General features: G+C 70.7%; 19 protein-coding genes. 9 read left to right on the forward strand and 10 right to left on the reverse strand.

All coding sequences use genetic code 11. The features are described 5' to 3' along the window. Positions 1-302 precede the first annotated feature (302 nt). The 3 genes from FPZ41_RS07280 to FPZ41_RS07290 all read left to right on the forward strand — a co-directional run bounded on the left by FPZ41_RS07280 (position 303) and on the right by FPZ41_RS07290 (position 6,414). Positions 303-1,682, forward strand: a complete 1,380-nt coding sequence (locus FPZ41_RS07280) for a glycosyl hydrolase family 28 protein (protein ID WP_322619918.1) — start codon at positions 303-305, stop codon at positions 1,680-1,682. A 73-nt stretch (positions 1,683-1,755) separates the two neighbouring features. Beyond that, the gene (locus FPZ41_RS07285; protein WP_322619919.1) at positions 1,756-5,106 is read left to right on the forward strand and encodes an alginate lyase family protein; all 3,351 of its coding nucleotides are present in this window, start codon (positions 1,756-1,758) and stop codon (positions 5,104-5,106) included. A 57-nt stretch (positions 5,107-5,163) separates the two neighbouring features. Continuing rightward, positions 5,164-6,414: an alginate lyase family protein gene (locus FPZ41_RS07290; RefSeq protein ID WP_152860274.1), complete on the forward strand. Its 1,251-nt coding sequence runs from the start codon at positions 5,164-5,166 to the stop codon at positions 6,412-6,414. Between the two features lie 339 nt (positions 6,415-6,753). On the opposite strand, the gene FPZ41_RS07295 is transcribed toward FPZ41_RS07290, so the two are convergent. From FPZ41_RS07295 to mmuM, 4 genes are all read right to left on the reverse strand, one after another. Further along, a complete protein-coding gene (locus FPZ41_RS07295) occupies positions 6,754-8,325 on the reverse strand; it encodes an apiosidase-like domain-containing protein (protein ID WP_152860276.1) in 1,572 nt (523 codons plus the stop codon). A 500-nt stretch (positions 8,326-8,825) separates the two neighbouring features. Continuing rightward, the gene (locus FPZ41_RS07300; protein WP_152860278.1) at positions 8,826-10,385 is read right to left on the reverse strand and encodes an amidase; all 1,560 of its coding nucleotides are present in this window, start codon (positions 10,383-10,385) and stop codon (positions 8,826-8,828) included. Further along, a complete protein-coding gene (locus tag FPZ41_RS07305) occupies positions 10,385-10,675 on the reverse strand; it encodes a hypothetical protein (RefSeq protein ID WP_152860280.1) in 291 nt (96 codons plus the stop codon). Before FPZ41_RS07305 ends, FPZ41_RS07300 begins: the two co-directional genes overlap by 1 nt. Before the next feature lie 87 nt (positions 10,676-10,762). Then, on the reverse strand, positions 10,763-11,692 hold the full coding sequence (gene mmuM / locus FPZ41_RS07310; protein ID WP_152860282.1) for a homocysteine S-methyltransferase: 930 nt from the start codon (positions 11,690-11,692) through the stop codon (positions 10,763-10,765). A 299-nt stretch (positions 11,693-11,991) separates the two neighbouring features. Here mmuM and FPZ41_RS07320 point away from each other — a divergent pair, with 299 nt between their 5' ends. The 4 genes from FPZ41_RS07320 (at position 11,992) to FPZ41_RS07335 (ending at position 17,564) form a co-directional block, all read left to right on the forward strand. Next, positions 11,992-13,086, forward strand: a complete 1,095-nt coding sequence (locus FPZ41_RS07320; RefSeq protein WP_152860284.1) for a glycoside hydrolase family 43 protein — start codon at positions 11,992-11,994, stop codon at positions 13,084-13,086. Between the two features lie 4 nt (positions 13,087-13,090). Further along, entirely contained in the window at positions 13,091-14,503 is a 1,413-nt protein-coding gene (locus tag FPZ41_RS07325) for an RICIN domain-containing protein (RefSeq protein WP_152860286.1), read from the forward strand. Between the two features lie 117 nt (positions 14,504-14,620). Then, on the forward strand, positions 14,621-15,664 hold the full coding sequence (locus FPZ41_RS07330) for a rhamnogalacturonan acetylesterase (protein ID WP_152860288.1): 1,044 nt from the start codon (positions 14,621-14,623) through the stop codon (positions 15,662-15,664). A gap of 163 nt (positions 15,665-15,827) precedes the next feature. After that, a complete protein-coding gene (locus FPZ41_RS07335) occupies positions 15,828-17,564 on the forward strand; it encodes a DUF2264 domain-containing protein (RefSeq protein ID WP_152860290.1) in 1,737 nt (578 codons plus the stop codon). A gap of 9 nt (positions 17,565-17,573) precedes the next feature. On the opposite strand, the gene FPZ41_RS07340 is transcribed toward FPZ41_RS07335, so the two are convergent. The 4 genes from FPZ41_RS07340 to FPZ41_RS07355 all read right to left on the reverse strand — a co-directional run bounded on the left by FPZ41_RS07340 (position 17,574) and on the right by FPZ41_RS07355 (position 20,785). After that, positions 17,574-17,996 (reverse strand): hypothetical protein, encoded by a 423-nt coding sequence (locus FPZ41_RS07340; protein WP_152860292.1) that lies wholly within the window; start codon positions 17,994-17,996, stop codon positions 17,574-17,576. A 108-nt stretch (positions 17,997-18,104) separates the two neighbouring features. Next, positions 18,105-18,710 (reverse strand): TetR-like C-terminal domain-containing protein, encoded by a 606-nt coding sequence (locus FPZ41_RS07345; RefSeq protein ID WP_152860294.1) that lies wholly within the window; start codon positions 18,708-18,710, stop codon positions 18,105-18,107. Positions 18,711-18,771: 61 nt separating this feature from the next. Beyond that, positions 18,772-19,446: an alpha/beta fold hydrolase gene (locus FPZ41_RS07350; protein WP_194236019.1), complete on the reverse strand. Its 675-nt coding sequence runs from the start codon at positions 19,444-19,446 to the stop codon at positions 18,772-18,774. A 19-nt stretch (positions 19,447-19,465) separates the two neighbouring features. Beyond that, positions 19,466-20,785, reverse strand: a complete 1,320-nt coding sequence (locus FPZ41_RS07355) for a jacalin-like lectin (RefSeq protein WP_152860298.1) — start codon at positions 20,783-20,785, stop codon at positions 19,466-19,468. 260 nt (positions 20,786-21,045) lie between these two features. Here FPZ41_RS07355 and FPZ41_RS07360 point away from each other — a divergent pair, with 260 nt between their 5' ends. Together FPZ41_RS07360 and FPZ41_RS07365 are read left to right on the forward strand one after the other, a co-directional pair. Then, entirely contained in the window at positions 21,046-22,779 is a 1,734-nt protein-coding gene (locus FPZ41_RS07360) for a PHP domain-containing protein (protein WP_152860300.1), read from the forward strand. Beyond that, the gene (locus tag FPZ41_RS07365; RefSeq protein ID WP_322619920.1) at positions 22,761-23,288 is read left to right on the forward strand and encodes a hypothetical protein; all 528 of its coding nucleotides are present in this window, start codon (positions 22,761-22,763) and stop codon (positions 23,286-23,288) included. The genes FPZ41_RS07360 and FPZ41_RS07365 overlap by 19 nt, the downstream gene beginning before the upstream one ends. Positions 23,289-23,313: 25 nt before the next feature. Here the strand turns inward: FPZ41_RS07365 and FPZ41_RS07370 are convergent, their stop codons facing one another. Then, the gene (locus tag FPZ41_RS07370) at positions 23,314-24,114 is read right to left on the reverse strand and encodes an ABC transporter permease (RefSeq protein ID WP_322619921.1); all 801 of its coding nucleotides are present in this window, start codon (positions 24,112-24,114) and stop codon (positions 23,314-23,316) included. A 5-nt stretch (positions 24,115-24,119) separates the two neighbouring features. Continuing rightward, entirely contained in the window at positions 24,120-24,923 is an 804-nt protein-coding gene (locus tag FPZ41_RS07375; RefSeq protein ID WP_152860302.1) for an ABC transporter permease, read from the reverse strand.

The raw sequence follows: 24,923 nt of genomic DNA on the forward strand, positions 1-24,923 counted from the left end.
CGGAGCAGCCGACACGTCCGGAGCGGCCGACCGGCTCGTGGTGTACCCGATCCCCCAGCGGGGTCCCGACCAATGCGAGCTTCTCCGTCAAGGCCCGCAAGCCGGACGGTGCATGGCAGACGGTCCCGGTCCACCGCGCCAGAGCGAAGCAGATCGACGCGAACACGGGCAGCGGTCCCGTCTTCAACTCCTCCGTCGCCACCTTCGACTTCAGGGGCACCGTCGAGGTCGCCGTCACCTCGTCCAGGGGCGCCATCGGCTCCGCACGGATACGCCCTCTGTCCCACGGCACCCAATTCACGGTGGACGGCGACACGGTGAGCTTCACCCTCACCGAGCCGCGCAACCTCTCCATCGAGATCGACGGCGAGATCTTCAACAACCTGCAGCTGCACGCCAACCCGATCGAGTCGCAGCGGCCCGACCCGGACGACCCGGACGTCATCTACTTCGGCCCGGGTCTGCACAAGACCGCCGACAACGTGGTGAAGGTGCCCAGCGGCAAGACGCTCTACCTGGCCGGAGGCGCCGTACTGACGTCCCGGGTGGAGTTCCACAAGGTCGAGAACGCCCGGCTGCTCGGCCGCGGCGTGCTGTACAACTCGCCGAGCGGCGTCCTCGTCGAGTACTCCAGGAACATCGAGATCGACGGCGTGACGGTGCTCAACCCGAGCAGCGGTTACGCCTGCACCATCGGTCAGTCGAAGCAGGTCACCGTGCGCGACCTGCACGCCTACAGCCACGGCCAGTGGGGCGACGGCATCGACGTCTTCTCCAGCGAGGACGTCCTCATCGACGGCGTCTACATGCGCAACGCGGACGACTGCATCGCCATCTACGCCCACCGCTGGGACTACTACGGCGACTGCCGCAACATCACCGTCCGCAACTCCACCCTGTGGGCGGACGTCGCGCACCCGGTCAACGTCGGCACGCACGGCAACACGGACAAGCCGGAGACCATCGAGAACCTCGTCCTCAGCAACATCGACATCCTCGACCACCGCGAACCGCAGATGGACTACCAGGGCTGCATCGCGCTCAACCCGGGCGACAGCAACCTGCTGCGCAACGTGCGCGCCCAGGACATCCGGGTGGAGGACTTCCGCTGGGGCCAGCTGATCAACATGCGGGTCATGTTCAACAAGAGCTACAACACATCGGTCGGACGGGGCATCGACGGGGTCTTCATCCGCAACCTGACCTACACCGGGACGCACGCCAACCCGTCCGTCATGGTCGGCCATGACGCGGACCACGCCATCCAGAACGTGACCTTCCAGAACCTCGTCATCAACGGCAGGTTCATCGGCAACGGGATGAAGAAGCCCGGCTGGTACAAGTTCACGGACATGGTGCCGGCGTACGCCAACGAGCATGTGCTGAACACACGGTTCCTGAACTCCACCGAGGCGACGTCGAGCGACGCGCCCAGGATCACCAGCCCGGACGCGGCCACGGCCACCAAGCACCAGGTCTTCAACCACCTCGTCACGGCCGACGGTCTGCCGACGAAGTTCAGCGCCGAAGGGCTGCCGAAGGGGCTGGACATCGACACCGACACCGGTCTGATCTCCGGGAAGGCCAGGGACAGCATCGGCACCTTCACGGTCAGGGTCTCGGCCACCAACACCGCGGGCACCGCGACGCAGGACGTCACGCTCACCATCGAGCACCCGTGATCCGGCCCCACCGAACCAGCGGCCCCACTGAACCAACGGCCCCCCAGCGGCACCACTGAACCAGGAGACATCCGTGCATTCCCTCAGTCGACGGTCGTTCCTCGGCACGGCTGGGCTCACGGCCGTGGCCGCGGGCGGGCTGCTGTCCGTCTCCGCCATGGCCGCCGGAGCCCGGACGGCCGCCGAAGCGGCGTTCACCTTTCGACACCCCGGCCTGCTCCACTCCTCGGAGGACCTGGACCGGATGAAGGCCGCGGTCGCCGCGCAGGAGTCCCCGGTCCACGACGGCTACCTCGCGCTCGCCGCCCACGCCCGGTCGAAGTCCACGTACACGATCCAGAACACCGGCCAGATCACCTCCTGGGGCCGCGGCCCCACCAACTTCCAGAACCAGGCGGTCGCCGACTCGGCCGCCGCCTACCAGAACGCGCTGATGTGGTGCGTCACCGGCGACCGCGCCCACGCGGACAAGGCGCGGGACATCTTGAACGCCTGGTCGGCGTCGCTCACCGCGATCACCGGGGCCGACGGCCCGCTCGGCGCCGGGCTCCAGGCGTTCAAGTTCGTCAACGCGGCCGAACTGCTGCGGCACACCGGCTACGACGGCTGGGACGCGGACGGCATCGCCCGCTGCGAGCGGTCGTTCCTGGACGTCTGGTATCCGGCCGTGTCCGGCTACATGCTCTACGCCAACGGCAACTGGGACCTGACGGCCATTCAGACAGTGCTCGCCATCGGCGTGTTCTGCGAGGAGCCCACGCTCTTCGAGGACGCCCTGAGGTTCGCCGCCGCCGGCGCGGGCAACGGCAGCGTCCCGGGCCGCGTCGTCACCGACGCCGGACAGGGCCAGGAGAGCGGCCGCGACCAGGGCCACGAACAGCTCGCCGTCGGCCTGATGGGCGACGCCGCGCAGGTCGCCTGGAACCAGGGCGTCGACCTGTGGGGCTTCGACGGCAACCGCATCCTCGCGAACGCCGAGTACGCCGCCCGCTACAACCTCGGCGGCGACGTCCCCTTCACCCCCGACCTCGACCGCACCGGCAAGTACATCAAGGCGACCGTCTCCGACAAGGTCCGCGGCAACCTGCCCCCGATCTACGAGATGTACTACGCCCACTACGCCGGCGTCCGCGGCCTCGACACTCCGCACACGAAGGCCGCCGTCTTCCGCGGCACGGGCGGCGCCCGCGTCGTCGAGGGCAGCAACGACGACCTGCCGAGCTTCGGCACCTTCGCCTACGCGGGCGCCAAGGCACCCGCACGGACGGCGCCCACGCCTCCGGCGGGCGTCACGGCCGTGGGGCAGGACAAGGCCGTCACCGTCAGCTGGCTGCCGTCCGCGTGGGCGAGCGCGTACACCGTCCAGCGGGCGACCAGGCCCGTCGGCCCGTACGAGGAGATCGCCTCCGGTATCGACAGGCCCACGTACACCGATGACGACGTACGCGCGGGACGCACCTACTACTACAAGGTCGCTGCCTCCAACTCGCAGGGCGCGAGCAGCAGTTCAGCGTGGATTGCGGCCACCGCCGGCCTGCCCGAGCCCTGGGCTACCCAGGACGTCGGGGACGTGGGGCGCGCCGGAGCCGCCCTCTTCGACGGTGAGCGGTTCGTGCTGGAGGCGGGCGGCACCGCCGACTCGTACCGGGTGGTGCACCTGCCGCTGCGCGGCGACGGTTCCGTCACCGCGCGCATCGTGTTCCCGCTCAGCTCGCAGTACTCCAAGATCGGCGTCACCCTCCGCGGCTCCCTCGATGCCGACGCCGATGCCGATGCCGCGCACGCCTCGATGCTGATCCAGGGCCTGCCGCTGCACACCTGGAGCGGCGTGTGGACCGTACGCCCGAAGACCGGCGCACCCGTCTCCGCCACCGGCAGCACCCCCGTACCGCCCACCCAGCAGCAGGCCATCACCACCGGCGCCTCCTTCCCGATCTCCGACCTCGGGAAGCTGCCGGAGTCGGCGACCCCGCTTCAGGCCCCGTACGTGGAGGGCGCGGGCGACGGCTACCGGCTGCGCATGCCGTACTGGGTGCGCGTCACCCGCAAGGGCCGGCGCTGCACCGGAGCCATCTCCCCGGACGGCATACGCTGGACCGAGGTCGGTTCCACCGAGGTCGACCTCGGCCGCACCGCGTACGCCGGGCTCGCCCTCACCTCCTGCCTGGGCGTCGACGAGGAGTACGCCGAGACCGGCACCGGCGCCTTCGACAACGTCACCGTGACGTCGTCGGCCACCGGCGAGGTGTGGGCCACACCGCGCCCCGGACGTGCCGCCACCGACCTGCGGGCGAGGGCCGGCGCGGACGCGGTGGAGCTGGCCTGGACCGACCCGGACCTCTCGGCCCGGTACACGGTGCTGCGGGCAACCGGCGCGCACGGCCGGTACGAGACGCTCGCGACCGGCGTCGGGCCGGTCGGGTTCGGCACCCGCATCACGTACGCGGACGCCACGGGCACACCCGGCACGACGTACCACTACGCCGTCGCCAAGTCGAACGGCGCCGGACGCGGTCCGCTGTCGGCGCCCGCCTCCGCGCAGATGCCGGCCCCGTCGGTGCCGGAACTCACCTCCGCGACCATCGTGTTCGCGAACAGGGGCGTCCCCTTCCGGCACGTGCTGCGGGCCTCGCACGAGCCCGTGCGGTTCACCGCCGACGGACTGCCGGACGGCCTGCGCCTGGACAAGTGCACCGGTGTCGTCCACGGAACGCCCACCCGGACGGGCGAGTTCACCGTTACCACCATCGCGGGCAACGCCGCTGGTGACGGGAGCGGCACGCTCCAGCTCTCCGTCGGCATGCCCCCGCCCGACCCGTGGACGTACGGCGACCTCGGTGACGTGGTCCTCGACGACCGTCCCTTCGGGACCTTCGGCGTGGTGGCCGTCAGAACCCCCGGCAGCACGGCGTACGAGGACGGGACCTTCGTCGTCCGCGGTGCGGGGGTCGACGTGAACGTCAACGGCCAGGGGATGACGGGGCAGTTCGTACGGCAGCCGGTCACCGGTGACTGCGAGATCACCGCACGGCTCGTCTCCCGCGAGGGAGCGAGCGGCGACCGGGTCGGACTGCTCATGGCAAAGTCGCTGGCGCCGTTCGACCAGGCGGCCGGAGCGATCGTCACCGGCGGCAGCACCGCGCAGCTCATGCTGCGCAGGACCGTGGCCGGCGCCTCCGCCTTCTCCGGCAACGGCACGGTCGGCCTGCCCGCGCTGCCCGCCCTGCTGCGGCTGAAGCGTACCGGCACATCCTTCAGCGCGGCCTTCTCCACCGACGACGGCGTCAGCTGGACCCCCCTCGCCGCGGGAGAGATCCCCGGCTTCGGCGACGCCCCCTACTACGTGGGCCTCGTGGTCTGCTCCCGCAGTCCTCTGGCCCGCAGCACCACCCGCTTCAGCGAAGTGAGCATCACCGCCACCTAGATCAACCACCTGGATCCACCCGCTGGATCCACCCGCACGGGATTGGAGATGCCCCAAATGAGCCGCACTTCCCCCCACCCGCAGCACGTGGAAGTGAGCCGCCGCGGTCTGCTGAAGAACGCCGGTGGTCTCACCGCCGCCCTCACCGCCGCCCTCGCCGTCGGTGCCTCGGCCACCGCCCTCACGGGCACGGCCGAGGCCGCCCCCGCCACCTTCACCCACCCCGGCATGCTGCACGCCTACGGAGAGCTCAACCGCGCCAAGGTACGGGTCGCCGCGGGCGACGACCCGTGGCTGTCCGGTTGGAACCGCCTCACCGCCAACTCCCACTCCGCCAGCACGTGGACACCGAGGCCGCAGGCCACGATCATCCGAGGCGGCACGGGCGAGAACTACGGCATCCTCTACAACGACATCCACGCCGCCTACCAGAACGCCCTGCGCTGGAAGATCGCGGGCACCACCGCCAACGGCGACGCCGCCGTCCGCATCCTCAACGCCTGGTCCTCCACCCTCACCACCGTCACCGGAAACGCCGACCGGTTCCTCGCCGCCGGGATCTACGGCTACCAGTTCGCGAACGCCGCCGAACTCATGCGGGACTACAGCGGATTCGACCTCAACAGGTTCAAGACGATGATGCTCAACGTCTTCTACCCGCTGAACAACCAGTTCCTGAACAACCACAATGACGCCTGCATCACCAACTACTGGGCCAACTGGGACCTGTGCACCATGAACTCGATCCTCGCGATCGGGATCCTGTGCGACGACGGGACCAAGTACGACCAGGCGGTCAACTACTTCAAGAACGGCGCGGGCAACGGCGCGATCCGCAACGCCGTGCCGTTCGTGTACGAGGACCAGGGCCTCGCGCAGTGGCAGGAGTCCGGCCGCGACCAGGGCCACACCGTGATGGGCATGGGCATGATGGGCGCCTTCTGCGAGATGGCCTGGAGCCAGGGCGAGGACCTGTACGGCTACGACAACAACCGCTTCATGAAGTCCGCCCAGTACGTCGCCAAGTACAACCTCGGCGAGGACGTGCCCTTCACCACCTACCGGTGGGGCAGCGGCCAGAACTGCGCCCAGCAGACCCACACGGTGATCTCCTCCGCCAGCCGCGGGCAGCTCCGCCCGGTGTGGGACATCCTGCACTACCACTACGCACGGCGACGCGGCCTGTCCGTCCCGTACATCACCCGCATGGCCGAGAGCGTCCGCCCCGAGGGCGGTGGCGGCGACTACGGCCCCAACAGCGGCGGCTTCGACCAGCTGGGCTTCGGCACACTCATGTACGCGAAGTAGCGGGACGACCCCCGAGGGATTGCGAGGCCCTGGCCCGCTTCCTCATGGCCACCGCCGAGGGCCTCGCCGTCCACGCCACCTCTGGCGCCTCCCGGGGAGAACTGATGGCCGCAGCCACCCTCGCCGCACACGTGATGCCGGCCGGTTGACTGCCGACACCGGGCTCTCCGCTTCACCGATCAGGAGTGCCTGTTTCCTGTTCCTGATCCAGGCAGGTTTTGTTGCTTCTCGAAGCCGAGCAGATCGATGCGGCTGGGGGCGGGGCCGGTTGCGCCAGGTGCGGGGTGCGTGCGGAGCCGCCGGATCTTCCGTCCCGGCGGGTGGGGTGAGGGCTGTCCGTTACGTCGGGCTTCCGGGTGTGTCCGCTGCCCAGCCGTCGTAGCAGATGAAGACGCGTGCGGCTCCTCCGTCGTCGGGTATGACGAGGTCTCCTTGGTGGCGGTGGCCCTTGCCGGTGATCTCGCCGGTGAGTGGGTCGTAGACGCGGTAGGGGCGTGGGACGGCGTGATCCGTGTCGGGGTGGATCCTGAGTGGGCCCCCGTGTTCGGCGTAGGTCACGTAGAGCCGGCCGGGCACGGACAAGCCGCGTGGTGCGAAGGTGAGTTGCCAGTCGGGGACCATGTCCGCCAGGGGTAGACCCGCGAGGATGTGGGCGATCATGCCGACGTGGCGTGATCCTGCGAAGTCCAGTGCCTCGCGCCAGCCGGCATCCGGGGCGAGGAAGAACGGCTGGTGGCCGGGTTCGGCCGCGTGAAGGCGCCATTGCCACAGACCGGCGGCGCCGTAGATCACTCCCATCGTGCCTCCGGCACACAGGTTGGACCAGGCTTCGTGGCCCTGCCACCAGCCGTCGGCCCTGCCGTGTTCCCCGGTGTTCTCGTAGGTCGGCTCGCCGTTGGCGACAGCCTTGGCCGGGAGGTTACGCCACATGTCGGCGACCCGTTCGGGGACGTGCTCGCCGCGGTGGCCGGTCTGGCACCACTGGAAGTCCAGCCAGGGCGCGTCCTGGTGGGCGTCGTTGCGGGCGTGGGGACGGTAGTGGACGCCGGTCGGCTGCCCGTACGCGTCCCACGCCTCGATCTCGCGGCCGCCGGCCGAGACCTGCGGCTCGCTGCCGCTGCCGTCCGCGCCCACCAGCCAGACGGCCGGGGCGGCACCGTAGCGGGCCAGCAGATAACGGCAGTAGCGCGCGTACTCGACGGGCGGAATGGCCGCGCCGGCCGTGCGCAACCCCTTCCACCCGAAGCCCTGGAAGACCGGCTGCAGGACCGGAGCGATCCCGTGCTCCAGCAGCACGGCGTGCAGACGGTCGAAGTACTGGAAGTAGGAGGGGCGCATTCGGTTGAGGTGACCGTCCGGCAGATCCTCGAAGGCGACGTCGAAGCCCTCGTCGGCGGTCCGGTCCTGCGGACCGCGGGCGTCCATGTCGGGCTGCAGAGTCATCAGCAGTACGGCGTTGAAGCCCTTGGACGCGCGGTCGGCCGCGTAGACACGTACGTCGCCCTCGGTGGCCCGCCAGGGCAGAGCCCACGCGGTGTCCGCGACGAGCAGCGCGGGCGTGGCGTCGGCGTGCACCAGGTTCCGCCCGCCCGGGGACATCCGCCAGAAGCCGTGGCGCAGGAAGGGGTTCGGCGACTCCACCGCCCCTGACCGCACCTCAAGCTCGCCCATCCGACCGCCCAGCCCCGGATCCTCGACGGAACTGTGGGTGCGCCAGATCCAGCGTCCGCCGGACAGCGGTGGTGCGAAGCGGACCCGCCACACACGGCCGCCGTCCCAGAACGCCGGGCGGCGCACCGTCATCCCCGTGTCGTGGGTGAAGTCGGCCCAGACCTCCACGTCCGTATAGGGATTGGCATAGTCAAACCCCGCGCCAAGCGTGATCTCGGCCTGTTGCCACGCGACGGTCAACGCTGTGCTCCTTCGATCAGTCCGCACCCGGCCATTGATTGCGCGTCGGCATGGAGGCGGTGGCGGACGGGACCGCAGTGTTCTGCCGCTTGACTCGCCGGCCCGGAACCGGCACGCACCACTAAAGCAGAAAGCGCTTACCGTCGCGACAGTGAGCGACGAAACAGCAACCGGCTCCGAGACGGTCCGTATGCACGAGGAATTCCACGCCGCCGTCGTCCTGCTGGGCAGCGGCCTGCCCACCACGGACGTCCCCGATCGAGACCGTCCGCCGTCTCAGGCGAATCCGCACCCCCGGCTCCGAACCACCGCGCGTCACCCCCGGCTCCGAACCACCGCGCGTCCTCGTCCTGAGCTCCGCACACCGCAACGAGCACGCCTACGACGTCCTGCGCGCGTGAGCCGACGGATTCCTCTCCGCGGCAGCCACCCCCGACGAGCTGATCGCTGCCCTGTTCAGCGTGGTCGCCGGAGACGCCGCCACCCCCGTTGCTGGAGTACTACGCCGACGTGGCCGCCGCCTCCTCGGCCGACAGGCGCGGGCGGGCCGGTGCCGCCATGAGCCGCGACCGGTTCGTCTCCGGGTCCGCCGGGCGGCGTGTGTGCCAGTCGGTGACCGCCTGATAGGCCGCCGCGACCTCCAGGAGCCGATCCTCCTCGTACGGCTGGCCGCCGAGGATGGCGCCCACGGGGACACCGTCGCCGTCGAAGCCGATGGGGAAGGCGATCTCGGGCAGACCGAGGATGTCGAAGGGGACGGGGCCGGTCTGGAGGAGCACGTCGCACCGGTTCAGCACGCCGTCCAGCACCTCCCGCAGCAGGTGGTTCTTGGCGCGCTGCGCCGTGATCCACTCGTCGCCCGACAGCATCAGCCCCTGCAGCCAGCTCAGCAGCGAGACGCCGAACCTGGTCGGATCGGCGCGCAGCCAGTGCCGGAAGGGTTCGGTGCGCTCGGCGAGCCGCGCCGCGTTGAAGGTTCCGGTGAGGAGGTTCCAGTCGTCCGGGTACGTGACGTCCACGAGCGTGATGCCAGGGATGGCGTCGAGCCGGTCGAGGAAGGCGCTCCGCAACTCCTGTCGGGTGGCGAGGAAGTCGGCCGGCACGCCGATCTTCGTGGCCCTGCGCATCCGGACAGCGCCCTTCGCGGCCACGGGCGTTGCCGCGCCGATGAGGTCCGGCACGTCCGGCAGCCCCAGTGTGCGCGGGTCCCGGGAGTCCGGCCCGGCCATCACCTGGAGCATGATCGCCGCGTCCATGGCGTCCCGCGCCAGCGGGCCCGCGTGGTCGCGGGTGAACGACAGCGGGATGACACCGTGGAGGGAGACCCGTCCCATCGTGGGCTTCAGCCCCGTCAGGTTCTGCTGGTTGGACGGCAGCACGATCGAACCGCCGGTCTGGGTCCCGATCGACGAGGACGCGAGCCGCGCCGCCACCGCGCACGCGGGACCCGTGGAGGAGCCGCCCGGGTCGACGGAGGGGTCGTCGGGTGTCCAGGCGTTGACCGTGGTCACGGTGCCGTTCGGCGCCGTGGCCCGCGTGGTCGCCAGCGGGCCCATCTGCCCCTTCCCGAGGACGATCCCGCCGGCCGCCCGCAGCCGGGCCACGGCGGTCGCGTCCTCGTCCGGTACGAAGTCCTCGAAGACCAGGGAGTTGCAGCGCGTCGGCACGCCGTCGGTGAAGTAGTTGTCCTTGACGCACAGGGGTATCCCGCGCAGCACACCCCGTGGGCCCTGGCCCCGGTCCGCCCTGCGCGCGGCGGCGAGCGCGCTGTCGCCAGTCACCTCGGCGTACGCCTGATACACCGCGTCGTACCGCTCGATCCGCTCCAGGTACGCCTCGGTCAGCTCCGTCGCCGTGAGCTTCCCGCGCCGCATGAGCACGACGGCCTCGGCGAGGGTGGCCTCGGAGGGGTCGTTCCGGGCGGCCTGCGGTATGTCGACGTCGGGTATCCGGGGCGTGGCGGCGCGGGCGAGGGCGGGCGTCGCCGCGAGGGCCACCCCGCCCGCCGCGGCAGCCGAACCGGCCAGGAAGACCCTCCTGTTGAGCGCTCTGTCCGCCATCACTCGCCCGCCTTTCCGGTCCAGGCCTCCGTGACGGACGGGTAGAGGAGGGGCGGCGACGCCTGTTGCGCGTACGCGGGGGTCGGTGCCGGTGGCGTCCAGCCCGAGATCGCCCCGGGCGTCGACGCCACGAATGCCCTCAGGGAGGCGAGCACTTGGGACCGGGTCGGCACGCCCGTCGCGGGATCGGCCTTCTCCGGCAGCAGCGTCAGGTCGAAACCGGCGAGCTTCAGACGGGTTCGTACGAACGCGTCCAACTCCTCCTGGGTGGGTGGCTGCACCTCGCTCAAGGCGGACCTCCATGATCGGCGTACTGGCTCTCCGGGGACCTCATCATCGGCCCGTGAAGTCCCCGTTTAGCCCACGCTTCACAGGTGTTACACCGTGGAGCCCCCGTGCACCGCCTCCGCGATCGCGGTGATCGCCTCCGGCCCCACCCGGCAGCACCCGCCGATCAGCCGTGCCCCGGCCCGCTCCCAGCCGGTCACCTGCTCGGCGGTGAAGGTGGCGCGGCCCGTCCACATGCGGGCCCCGGCGTCCCAGGCCTCCCCGCTGTTCGGGTACACCACGACGGGCTTGCCCGTCACGCGGGCCGCCGTCGCGGCGGCGCCCTTCACGTCCTCGGGGGCGCAGCAGTTCACGCCGACCGCGACGATCTCGTCCACGTCGGTGGCGAGGGCGAACGCCTCCTCCAGCGGCTGGCCGGCGCGGGTGCGGTCGCCGGCGACCGTGTACGACAGCCACGCGGGCACGCCCAGGCCGCGTACCGCCCGCAGCAGCGCCTCGGCCTCCTCGGTGTCGGGGACGGTCTCCAGGGCGAGGGCGTCCGGCCCGGCCGCGGCCAGGGCCTCCAGCCGCGGACGGTGGAAGGCCTCCAGCTCGGCCACCGTGAGGCCGTAGCGGCCCCGGTACTCGGAGCCGTCCGCGAGCATCGCCCCGTACGGGCCCGCGGACGCGGCCACCCAGAGGTGCCGTGAGACGTCCTTGACCCGTCGGGTCGCCTCGCGCGCCAGCTCCACGCTCAGAGCGAGGAGCTCGGCCGCCCGCTCGCGGGAGATTCCGTGCCTGGCGAAGCCTTCGAACGTCGCCTGGTAGCTCGCGGTGATCGCCATGTCCGCGCCCGCCTCGTAGTAGGCGAGGTGGGCCTCGGTGACCGCCTCGGGGCGCTCGGCGAGGAGCCGGGCCGACCAGAGCTCGTCGCTCAGGTCGTGACCGGCGGACTCCAGCTGGTTGGACATGCCGCCGTCGAGGACGAGCGGGCCCGAGGCGAGCGCGTCGGCGAGGGTGGGGGCGGTGTCGCTGGTCATGTCTCGACGCTAGCCGAAGCGGGGCTTGGCGTCGGAACGTCTCCACCGCGCTCGCAGTCGCGAGCCGTATCGCCGGCACCGGCACCGGCACCGGCACCGGCACCGGCACCGGCAACACCGGCACCAGCCCGCGCTCGACGCGTCTTTGTCCCGTCCGACCCGTTGACCTCGCCGTAACACGCCCTTACCTTTTCGGCGTTCGGAATGACAGATCTTGTGCGATATGCCGAACCAGCTCGAACGTTTCTGTTCTCTTTTGTGTCTGCTGGGTTCCCCACTCCGCGAGAGGCAGTGTGCACATGAGCCGCGAGGACGACCTGTCCGTACTCCCCGACCGACGACTGCTACTGAAGGGCGCCCTCGCCGCGGGCGCCCTCACCGCGATACCGACCGTGGCGCAGGCCGCGACATCGACGGCGGGCGCCGGGGCGGCCGCGCCGTACGCCAACCCGCTCGTCCGCAACCGAGCCGACCCGTACATCCACCGCCACACCGACGGCCGTTACTACTTCACGGCCACGTCCCCCGAGTACGACCGGATCATCCTGCGCAGATCCCGCACCCTGCGCGGCATCGCGACCGCCGACGAGACGGTCGTCTGGCGCAAGCACGCCACCGGAGTCATGGGCGCGCACATCTGGGCGCCGGAGATCCACCACATCGACGGCAAGTGGTACATCTACTTCGCCTCCGCGCCCGCCGAGGACATCTGGGCGATCCGCATCTGGGTCCTGGAGAACTCCCACCCGGACCCCTTCAGGGGCGCCTGGGTCGAGCGTGGCCGGCTCAGTACGGCCTGGGAGACCTTCTCCCTCGACGCCACCACCTTCACCCACCGCGGCACCCGCTACCTCGCCTGGGCCCAGCACGAACCCGGCATGGACAACAACACCGCGATCTGGCTGTCGGAGATGGCCGACCCGCTGACCCTGACGGGCCCCCAAGTCCGGCTCACCACACCGGAGTACGACTGGGAGACCATCGGCTTCAAGGTCAACGAGGGCCCCTCGGTCATCAAGCGGAACGGTCGCCTCTTCATGTCGTACTCGGCGAGCGCGACCGACTTCAACTACTGCATGGGCCTGCTCACCGTCGACGCCGACGCCGACCTCATGAACCCCGCGAACTGGTCGAAGTCACCGACCCCGGTGTTCACCAGCAACGACACCACCAAGCAGTACGGCCCCGGCCACAACTGCTTCACGGTCGCCGAGGACGGCCGCACCGACGTCCTCGTCTACCACGCCCGCCAGTACAAGGAGATCGACGGCGACCCGCTGAACGACCCCAACCGCCACACCCGCATCCAGCGCCTCGGCTGGAAGGCCGACGGCACACCGGACTTCGGCATCCCGGTCGCCGACACCCCCACCCACGAATCGCAGGGAGCGTGACCACATGAGACGTGCGTACGCGATCCTCCTCGCCCTCGCTCTGGCGCTGGCAGGGGCGCTCGTCACCGCCGGCCCGGCCCAGGCCGCGCCTCAGACCCTCACCAACGGCACGCAGTTCACCGACACTTCGGGCAACCCCGTGCAGGCCCATGGCGGCGGGGTCATCAAGGTCGGCTCCTACTACTACTGGTTCGGCGAGAACCGCAACGCCGACAACACCTTCCGGTACGTGGACGCCTACCGCTCCACCGACCTGAAGAACTGGGAGTTCCGCAACCACGTCCTGACCCAGTCCAGCGCCTCCGAGCTGGCCAGGGCCAACATCGAGCGGCCGAAGGTCATGTACAACGCGTCCACCGGCAAGTTCGTGATGTGGATGCACAAGGAGAACGGCACCGACTACAGCGAGGCCCGCGCCGCCGTCGCCGTCTCGGACACCGTCGACGGCAACTACACCTGGCAGGGCAGCTTCCGCCCGCTCGGTCAGCACATGTCCCGTGACATCACGGTCTTCGTGGACACCGACGGCGCCGGCTACATGATCTCCGCCGCCCGTGAGAACTACGACCTGCAGATCTACCGGCTCACCGCCGACTACACCGGCATCGCGAGCCTGGTCGCCAATCCCTGGCCAGGCGGCCATCGCGAGGCCCCGGCGTTGTTCAAGCGGGGCGGTGTCTACTTCATGCTGACGTCGGGCGCGACCGGCTGGAGCCCCAACCAGCAGCAGTACGCCACCGCCACCAGCATCGCGGGCCCGTGGACCGCCATGGCGAACGTCGGTGACTCGACGACGTACGGTTCGCAGACCGCGTACGTCCTTCCCGTGCAGGGCAGTTCGGGCACCTCGTACCTCTACATGGGCGACCGCTGGGGCAACTCCTTCGGCGGGACCGTCAACGACTCCCGTTATGTGTGGCTGCCGCTGACCTTCCCGAGCTCGACCACGATGTCCATGTCCTGGTCGCCGGAGGTCACCGTCGACACGGCCGCGGGGACGATCACCGGCACGAGCGCCACGTACAACACGCTGATCGCCCGCCACTCCTCCAAGTGCGCCGACGTGACCAGCCAGTCCCTGTGGGCGGGCGCCCAGATCAAGCAGTACACCTGCAACGGCGGCAACAACCAGAAGTACTGGTTCAAGTCCGCCGGCAGCGGCTACTACCAGCTGATGGTGCGGAACAGCTCCCTGTGCGTGCAGGAGAACGCCTCCACCGTCACCCAGGAGAACTGCGACTCCTCGGCCACGGGCCAGCAGTGGTCGCTCACCACCACCGGCTCCTACGTGAACATCAAGTCCCGCGCGACAGGGGAGTGCCTGGACGTGAATGGTGCGTCCACCGCCGACTCAGCCGCCCTCATCACGTATGCGTGCAACAGCGGCACGAACCAGCAGTGGACACGGGGTACGTGATCCGACGCCAGGTACGAGGTCGGCGGTCAGGTGCAAGACCGCCGACCTCTATGAAAGCGCTTGCCGGACGGTGTACGGTCCTCCGCCGGGACTGGCCGTCCGTCGTGAGGAGCCGCAATGAGACGTTTCACCGTCGCCGCGCTGACGGCGGCGACCCTGGGCACCGTCCTGTCGGCCGTACCGGCGCAGGCGCTCCCGGGGAGTCCCACCTCGGGTCCGGAGAACTGCACCGCCACCGCCTGCCACTTCGACGTCGCGCCCGGCACGTACGACGTGACGGTCCTCCTCGGCGGCGAGAGCGCGGCGAGCACCGGCATCGCCGGTGAGACCCGGCGTTCGCTCCTGCCCGAGACGGTCACCGCGGCGGGGGAGCGCGTGGCCCGCAGCTTCACCGTGAACGTCCGCACCCCCGAGGGCGAGCCCACCGGCGTCGAGGGCACGCCGGGCTTGGACCTGGTGCTCGGCGGCTCGGCGCCCGCACTCGCCGACATCCGCGTAGCCCCCGCCCGGCACGCCCGCCAGATCTTCCTCGTCGGCGACTCCACCTCCTGCGACCAGCCCGGCGACCCGTACTCCGGCTGGGGCCAGCAGCTCCCCCAGTACCTCCGCAAGGGCCTGTCCGTCGCCAACTACGCGGACTCCGGCGAGAGCACGGTCTCCTACCTCGCGGACCCCCGGCTGTGGGGCACCGTCCAGCCGCTGATCCGCCCCGGTGACCTGGTCCTCGTCCAACTCGCCCACAACGACAAGCAGACCGACGAGGCGACGTACCGGGCGAACCTGGAGACACTGGTGGCGGGTGTCCGCGAGAAGGGCGGCGAGCCGGTCCTTCTCACCCCGATCGTCCGTCGCTGGTTCAACGCGGACGGCACACTGAACAACGACACCGCGCTGCTCGTGAACGGCCTCGGCGTGAACCACCCTGCGGTCACCCGCTCGGTCGCGGCGGACAAGGGCGTCCCCCTGATCGACCTGACCGCCAGGACGAAGGCGCTCGTCGAATCGCTGGGTGTGGAAGCCTCCAAGTCGGTGTACTTGTACAACGAGAAGCGCGACAACACGCACACCTCCGTCCACGGCGCGACGCTCTACGCGGGCCTCGTCCGCGACGAACTCGTGGCCCAGCACCTGGTGCCCGAGGGCAGGGTGCGGCTGCGATAAGCCCCTGGGGCGCCCCGACCGGAACCGGGGCGCCCCAGGTCTGTGCCCGGACGCCTGGACGCAGGCCTGAGTGAGGGCCTGAATGCAGGCCAGGACACAGGCTAGGAAACAGGCCAGGACAGAGACCAGGACGCCTGGACCGACGCAAGACAGGAAGCCCCCGATGCCCCCCGTGTCCTCCGAGCCCCATGACCACGAGCCCCACGAGCCCCACGCCGACCGGACCCTCAGCCCGTACACCGGCTTCACCCGCGCCCACTGGGAGGCAGCCGCCGACTCCCTGCTCGCCGCGGTGGAGCCGTACGCGACCGCCGACGGTGCCCTGTACCACCTGCCCGGCGACCGCACGAGCTGGTCCGGCCGGCTCTCCGACGGCCTGGAGGGCTACGCCCGCACCCTGCTGCTGGCCGCCTTCCGCCGGGACGAGAAGGCACTCCAGCGGTACGGGGACGGCCTCGCGGCCGGAGTCTCCGGCGTCTGGCCGCGCATCGAGGACCGTGGCCAGCCCCTCGTGGAGGCGGCGTCGATCGCCCTCGCGCTGCGCCTGACCCGGCCCCTGCTGTGGGACCGCCTCGACGACGCCGTGCAGCAGCGTGCGGCGGACTGGCTGGGCGACGCCCTCACGGCCGAACCCTGGCCCTGCAACTGGGAGTTGTTCCCAGTGACGGTCGGCGGGTTCCTCGCCGACATCGGCCACGAGACGGACGCGTCCCACCGGGCGGTCGACCGCGGCCTGGAGCGCATCGAGCAGTGGTACGTCGGCGACGGCTGGTACACGGACGGCGACGGCCGGAAGTTCGACTACTACAACGGCTGGGCGATGCACCTGTACCCGGTGCTGCACGCCTGGCTGGCGGACGACGAACGCCTCCTGGACCTGTACGGCGGCAGGCTCTCGACCCATCTCGCGGACTACGCCCGCCTGTTCGGCGGCGACGGCGCGCCCATGCATCAGGGCCGCTCCCTGACGTACCGCTTCGCGACAACGGCACCGCTGTGGCTGGGCGCCCTCACGGGCCGTACGCCGATGCCGCCGGGGCAGACGCGGCGGCTGGCGTCGGGCACGCTGAAGTACTTCCTCGACGGCGGAGCCGTGGACGACCGCGGCCTGCTGACGCTGGGCTGGCGCGGGCCCGACTCCGCCGTCCTGCAGGGCTATTCGGGACCGGCCTCCCCGTACTGGGCGAGCAAGGGGTTCCTGGGCCTGCTGCTGCCCGAGGACCACGAGGTGTGGACGGCGACGGAGGAGCCCGGTCCGGTGGAGCGGGCGGACGAGGTGCGGCCGGTCGGCCCGCCCAACTGGCTGCTCCAGGCGACCCGTTCCGACGGCCTGGTCCGCCTCCACAACCACGGCAGCGAGGACGTCCGCTACGACCCGTACTACACGCGGCTCGCGTACTCGACGGTGACGGAGCCGTCGGGGGAGTACGACAACAGCGTGTTCGTGAGCGAGGACCCGAGCCGCACCGGTATCGAGCCGCTGGGGGTGGGCGACGGCTGGGTGGCCTCGCTCCACACGGCGGCCCACGGCGCCCGGATCACGAGCCTCGTGCTGGCCGAGGGCGCGGTGGAGGTACGGGCGTTCCGTGTGTCGGGGGCGCCCGAAGGAACGTCGGTGCGCGTCACGGGATGGGCGGCGAGGGGTGGCGCGCGGGCCGAACTACGGTCCGCCCACGGCCTGTTGGACTCACCCGACGGTCTGACGGGTGTCACGGCGGGCGCACACACCGTCTTCGTGGCCCTCGCCCGCCTCACCGCGGAGCCGGACCCCGTACCGCTGGAGGAGTCGGTCTCGGTACACGTGGACGGGACGACGGACGAGATCCACGTCCGTTGGAGTGGGGGGCCGGAGGTGCGGGCCCGGTTCGAGGACGGCACGGTCGTGGTCGCGGGCGCGTGAGCGCGCCGGTCACGACCGCCGGGGCCACGGCAGACGCGTGACGCCGACGAACGTGGCCAGAGCCACCGCCGTCGCGGGAGCGAAGACGGCGAACTCGCCCCACAGGGACTCCGTGACGGCGGGCACCGCGGCAGACGCGAGCAGGGCGAAGCCCCCGAGCACCAGCCACGCGGCCACGAACGCGGGCCAGCGGTTCCGCACCCCCTTGATCACCAAATCGAGCATGGGCATCCACACGAAGACCGTCATCAGCACCGGCCGCGCGGCCTCCTCGTCCCAGGTGAACTGCGCGAGAAAGGCCCCCACGACCAGGCACCGCAGCCACGCCCTCAGCAGGGGCGGCGCGGGCGCGGGGTCGCGTGGCGTCCCCCGGGGCAGCCAGAAGAACCGCCGTACGTGCCCGACAACACCGTGCTTCCCCTCGTCGGCCACAGCACCGACCTCCCCCCTCCGTGCCTGCACTGTCCCGGAGGTGAGACGCACCGACCACGGTCGGCGGTTCGGGACGGTTTCTGCCGGAACCGGGCATGAGTGCACGGGTCACTCACTCCGCGACTCCTCACCCTCCTCCCCGTGGTCGTTCCGGGGCCAGTGCTCCAGTGCCACGTGCAGGGCGGCGACGGCCCGGTCCCAGGAGGCCTGTACGTCACGGGGGGCACCGAAGCCGCCGCTCGCCTCCAGCGCGCAGTAGCCGTGGAAGGTGCTCCGCAGCAGGCGCACGGCGTCCGTGAGGTCGGGCTCGTCGAGGCCGTAGGCGCGCAGCATGCCGTAGGTGATCTCGGCGGTGCGGCGGAGAGCGGGGGAGTCGGCCACCAGGGCCTGGTCGATCCGGATCTGGGTTGCCGCGTACCGTCCCGGCCGCTCCAGCGCGTACGCGCGGTAGGCATCGGCGAAGGCGGACAGGGCGTCCTTGCCCGCGCGCCCGGCCACCGCCGCGGCGATACGGTCGATCATCTCGCCCCCGGCCAGGAACGCGACCCGCGTACGCAGGTCCTGCAGATTCCTGACATGCGCGTATAGGCTCGCGTCCTTCACCCCGAACCGCCGCGCCAGCGCGGACAGCGTGACGTTCTCGAACCCGACCTCATCGGCGAGGTCCGCCGCTGCCGCGACGAGGCGGTCGACGGTGAGTCCTGCGCGCGCCATGGGTGGTGACCTCCGGACCGAACCTAGGGTGCCTAGGACGCACCCTAGTGCAGACAGGAGGCTAGGAGGCCGGTGGTGTCGGCTGGGACGTGGACAGGAACTCCTCCACCGCCGCGCAGAACTCCCGTGGACGGAGCACGTGGACCCGGTGGCCCGCCGGGATCGTGACGAGCCGCCCCGCCGGGAAACGGTCGGCCATTGCCGCGATCGCCTGCTGTGGCAGGTGGCTCTCCTCTCCGCCCGCGACGACCAGCGTCGGGACCGTGATGCCCGGTAGAGCGTCCCACCACGCCGGGTCCGGAGCGTTGAGCCGGTGGACGATCGCGGGGCGGGCCGCCCAGTCGTAGCCGAGCGGGCCCGAAGGGCGTTGCGGGGAAGGGAGGTCGAGGGGGATCGGTGGTGGGGTCTCCTCCAGGACGAGACGGGTGACCCGGGCAGGATGGCGGGACGCCAGGAGGTAGGCCACCACCCCGCCCAGGCTGTGTCCGATCAACCCGACGCTCGGCAGGGCGAGTTCGTCGAGGAGGGCGAGGACGTCGTCTCGCATCAGCTCGAAGGAGTACGTGCCCGGATGCGGGCTGCGGCCGTGGCCGCGCAGGTCCGGTACGAGGACGCGGTGGCGGGTCGCGAAGTGTGCCGCCACCGCGTCCCAGGCCGTGCCGTCCGATGTGAGGCCGTGCAGCAGGACCAGCGGGGGAGCCTCGGGGCTGCCCGATTCCCGGTGGGCCAGTCGCATGGTGCGCACCGTACAGGGCTCAGCCGATCGGCGCGTACAGCACGCCCAGCTTGTCGATCTCATCGCCCCCGCGACCCGTGAAGCCGACGATCTGCCAGCCGGAGGGGGCGGTGAAGGTCCTGGCGTCGGAGGTGACCGTTCCGGAGGAGAGGGAACGGCCCTTGTCGGTCGTGAAGGCCGCGGAGAAGATCCTCGTACGGCCGTCCTTCTGGCCCTGCGTCAGCTTCACGGACGTCAGGTGCTCACCGGAGGCGAGGGTCAGTGAGCCGGCCGTGCCGCCCGTACCGCCGTGCGACAGGACCGTGCCGCCGTCGTGCGTGAGCGACACCGCGTCCAGGCGTGAGGAGCCGCGCAGGGTGAGGGTGCGCGGGGACACGGTGGACGGCAGGTCGTCCGCGTCGTTGAACGCGATGCCGTGCGGGCCGCCGAAGAAGTCGCTCGCCCGCAGGGATGCGTCGAGGGTGTAGGAGAAGTCGACCGCGTGCGGGTAGTGGTCGGAGAGGTGCTTGCCGTCGGAGCGGAGGAACGACTTCCAGTCGTTGTTGTAGCGGGTGGCGTTGAGAGTGACGAGGTCGCTGCCGCGGTACAGGACCTTGTCGACGACCTCGCAGCCGTTCGTCGGGGCCGTCGCGTCGCAGACCAGTGCGTCGCTGCCCTGGGCCGGGGGTGTGCCCCCCTTGACCAGCTTCACCCAGGGGTCCGTGAGGCCGTTCTCGTTGACGAGCGTGCGGATGTTGTCGCCGGAGCGCGTGTAGCGGGTGTTCGTGTCGCCCATGACGATCACGGCGTTGCCCGCGGAGTTCGCCTGGATGAAGTCCGACAGCTGCTCGATGTTGGCGCGGCGGGCGGCGAGGGCGTCGTCCGTGTCGTCCGCGTTGGTGTGCACGTTGTAGAGGTCGACGAAGACGCCCTCGGCAAGGCGCACCCGGGCGAGTGTGAATCCCTTGGGGGTCAGGCAGTTCGTGCCCGTGCAGTTGTTCCACTTGACCCGCTCGAAGTCCTCGAAGGAGTAGTCCGAGAGAGTGTTGAGCCCGTCGCCGAACGCGGCTCCGCCGCTGGTCGCCGTGCGGTACGGGTGGGAGTCGTTCGCGTACAGCGACGCGTGGTAGTTGAAGTCCTCCTGCACGTTCACGATGTCGTACGGGCCGAGCCGCTGGCCGATCAGCGGGGTGTTCGTCTCCGGGTCGCTGTCGCCGAGGCCGAGGGGGAGGCCCGCGATGTTGTACGTGAGGACGTTGAACGTGCCCGAATCGGCTGCGGCCGCGGGCGTCGAGCCGGTGGTGGCGAGTCCGGTGAGGGCCAGGGCGGCTGCCGCGAGGCTGCCGATGAGTCGTCTCATGGTGGGGGGTCTCCGGTCGTGGGAGCAAGGAATGGACGAGCCGTGAAGATGAACGGTGCTCAGGTTCTTCGTCAACCAGTGTGACCTGCAAGGGCAGTTGAGGAAACTGTGAGAGGTGGTGAGAGTTGCCGTACCTGGGACGCCTGCCGATCATCCGCCATTCGGTCAAGGTTCATGTTTCGCCCTGATTCTCCTCACGCGGCGCACCTGTGCCGCGGAAGGCAGCCGCGACGAAGGCAGCGGCAACCAGGAGGCGCTTCATGGGACACGGACACACGCACGGGCCGCACCACCACGGACACCACCACGGACACGACCACGAGCACGGTACGGCGCCGCTGCCCGCCGCCTTCGACACCACCGTGCCCGACGAGGCACTCAGCCCCGAGCAGCGTTCGCGCCGCTCGCTGCTCCGCGGCGCGGGCCTCCTCGGTGCGGGCCTGGCGGCCGGGAGCGTGCTCTCCGGCCCGGCGGCCGGTTCCGCCGCTGCCGCCACCGCCGCCGCACCCGCCGCCACGAGCGGTCGCAGGACGAACGGCTTCCTGTGGCTGGCCGGTGACCACCACATCCACACCCAGTACAGCAGCGACGGCAAGTACCGCGTCGTCGACCAGGTCCGCCAGGGCGCCAGGCACGGCATGGACTGGATGGTCATCACCGACCACGGCAGCGCCACCCACGCCAAGATCGGCGTGGAGAAGGTCAACCCGGACATCAAGGAGGCCCGGGCCGCGTACGAGGACACCCTCGTCTTCCAGGGCCTGGAGTGGAACATCCCGGCCGCCGAGCACGGCACCGTGTTCGTGCACCCCGGTGCCAACGAGGTCGCCGTCCTCAAGCAGTTCGAGACCGACTACGACGGCAGCGTGAAGGGCGCCTCCGACGCGACGCCCGCCAACGAGGCCCTCGCCGTCGCGGGCCTGAGCTTCCTGGCCGAGCAGGTCAAGCGGCGCAAGGTCAAGGACGCCCTGATGCTCGCCAACCACCCCGCGCGGCGCGGTGTCGACTCGCCGCACGAGATCCGTGCCTGGCGCGACGCGACGCCCGTGGAGAACCAGATCGCCGTCGGCTTCGAGGGCGCCCCGGGACACCAGGCCGCCGGCCTGCCCGCCCCCCTCGGCCCCGGCCGCGCCCGCGGCATCTACGACAACAACCCCAGCGCCGCCTCCTTCCCCGGCTACCCGCTGGAGAGCTACCGCACCTGGGGCGGCTTCGACTGGATGACCGCCACTGTGGGCGGCCTGTGGGACAGCCTCCTCGCCGAGGGCAAGCCCTGGTGGATCACGGCCAACTCCGACTCGCACCAGGTCTACGCGGACACGGCCGTGCGCGGCGGCCCGACCAGCGACTTCAACCTCAACGGCAAGCACACGGACCCGGTCTACGGCGGCAAGATCGACATCACTGAGGGCGACTTCTGGCCCGGCCAGTACAGCCGCACCCACGTCGGCGCCGACGGCTTCACCTACGCCGCCGTCATGGACGGCATCCGCGCCGGCCGTATCTGGGTGGACCACGGACAGCTCATCGGCGGCCTCGACGTCCGTGTGTCGGGCGGCAGCCGCTGGGCCACGCTCGGCGGCGCCCTGCACGTCAAGGAGGGCACGTCGGTCACGCTGACGGTCGACATCACGCCGGCCGGCGGCGCCAACTGGGCCGGTTTCGTCCCGAAGGTGGCCCGCGTGGACGTCATCCAGGGCGACATGACCGGCCCGGTCGCGGACAAGGACACGTTCACCGCGCCGACGGCGAAGGTCGTCAAGTCGTACGACGTGGACAAGGCCACCGGCACCATCCGGCTCACGTACCAGCTGGGCCGCGTCGACCGCCCGCTGTACGTCCGGCTGCGCGGCAGCGACGGCAACCGGTCCGCCGTCGGCGCGATGGGCGCGGCGGTCGACCCGGCGGGCCCGGCCCTCGATGTCGTCGGTGACGCCGACCCGTGGCGCGACCTGTGGTTCTACACGAACCCGGTGTGGGTCCTGCCCTCGTGACGCTGTACGCCCTCACTCTGGACCCCGGGGTCCGGGAGCTGCGCGCGGCCGATCACCTGCTGCACTCGCTTGCGGCCGAACTCGCCCTTCCCGAGGGCGCGTTCGGCTGCACGCACCTGGTGCACGGGGACCGGCCGCGGGTGGCCCTCTCCCTCACCCTCCCGTCGGAGCCGCACCTTCGCACCACCGAGGAGCGGCTCACGGCCCAGGGGCACGAGGTGTCACACGGCGCCCCGGACGCGGCGGGACGTGCGGTTCTCTACCCGGGTGTCTCGTCACTCACCGGCACACTGACGGTCGGGGAGCTGCTGTCGCGGTCCGCGATCGACCGTGTGACCGTGCTGGGAGGCGCCGGCGAACCCGCCCCGGACGCACGGATCGTGACACGTGATCACGTACGCCCGCTGTGGACCGGTGGCGAACTGGTCCTGACCGTCATGCCCGCCGTCGGCGGCACGCTCGTCCCCTTCGAGGTGCCGGACCCGACCCCTTGCTGCGCCGACCACTGACACGGGCCGGCGGGCACCGTGCCCGTCACCCGTTCACCCCCGCGTAAGCCGAGAGGCTCCGCCGCCACAGCAGCCGTGCTCCCAGGTACGCCAGCCCGCCCAGCAGCGGGGAGGCCGCCGCCAGCCAGTACGGCACACCGGTGTCGTGGCCGTGGCCGGTGAGGACCGCGGCCGGGAAGTACGCGACGAACGCGAGCGGAAGCCCGTACGTCAGGAAGCCGCCCACCGCGTTCGGCAGGACGTTCAGCGGGTAGCTGCCGAACGTGCCGAGCAGCTCCTCCAGCCAGCGGCTCCAGTAGTCGGCGGCCGGGAAGCGCAGGGCGGCCGAGGCCACCGCCGTGAACAGGGCCGCCTCCAGCAGCATGCCGCCGATCACCGCGGCGACCAGGTACGAGATCCGGCCCGCCGTCCAGTCCAGGTCGCTGCGGCTGAGCGCGCCCGCCATCAGCCCCGCCGCCACCGTCAGATCGCCGATCGCGTTCGTGGGGAAGAAGGCCAACTGGACCTGGCGGTGCACCGGCATGGGGCGCACCAGATAGATGTCGATCCTCCCTTCCTGGATCTGCCGGCCGATGAAGTGCACACGCCCCAGCAGCAGCACGAACAACCCGTGCGCGAGCATCCGCGTCGCCGGGATCAGCAGCACCTCCGAACTGTCCCAGCCGCCCATCCCGGTGAACCGGGACAGCAGCACCGTCGCGAACACGATCACCGACACCTGCCAGATCGCGCCGATCGCGATCATCAACAGGAACTCGGTGCGGTACTCCAGTTGCGCACGGAAGTTGAGAACCGTGATGCGCCACGCGATCCGGACGGCCTTCACAGCCCTCAGCCTCCCTGGGAGATGACACGGCGGGCGGCCCGCCGCCACAGGAAACGGGTGAACAGGGCGAGCAGGACCACCCAGACAGCCTGGACCGCCAGCTGCCCACCGGCGTCCGACAGCGGGATGCGGCCGATGTAGAGGGACAGCGGCACGCTCAGCGTGGCCTGGAAGGGCAGGAACCCGCTCATCGTGATGAACCAGTCCGGGAAGAACCACAGCGGCGCGTACACCCCGGACAGCAGGTTCTGCGCGAAGATCAGGATGAGCATCGCGGCGTTGTTGCGCACCGTCCAGAAGCACAGCTGGTCCAGCACGAGCATCACGAAGTACAGGACCAGCTGGCCGAGCACCAGGCTGACCGCGAACACCCCCGCCACCGCGGCCGACACCGGCGGCTCCACCACCCCGGCCGCGAGACAGACCCCGTATCCGGCCAGCGCCCACACGAACCCGTACAACTGCTCGCCGAGGGCGCGCCAGGCGTGGTAGCGCTGGGGTGGCAGCGGCCGCAGGTACCAGTAGACGATCGTGCCGAAGTGCATGTGCTGCAGCACGGTGTCCCGGCCCGCGCTCTGGTCCAGCTCCCGCAGGCGCGAGGCGAGTACGGCCAGCACGGCGTAGGTGACGGCCTGGTCGGCGTCGAGTCCGGCGGTGGTGCCGGTGTTCGCGTACAGGCCGTGCCACAGGGACGCCACCAGCACCACCTGCACCGTCAGCCGGAGCAGGACGGCGGTCATCCGGGGCGGCGTGTGCAGTTCGCCGAGCGGGGTGACGCGGGCGGTGCGCCACGCGTGCAGAACGGCCAT

The organism is Streptomyces acidicola (assembly GCF_009377235.1).
Taxonomy (GTDB): Bacteria; Actinomycetota; Actinomycetes; order Streptomycetales; family Streptomycetaceae; genus Streptomyces; species Streptomyces acidicola.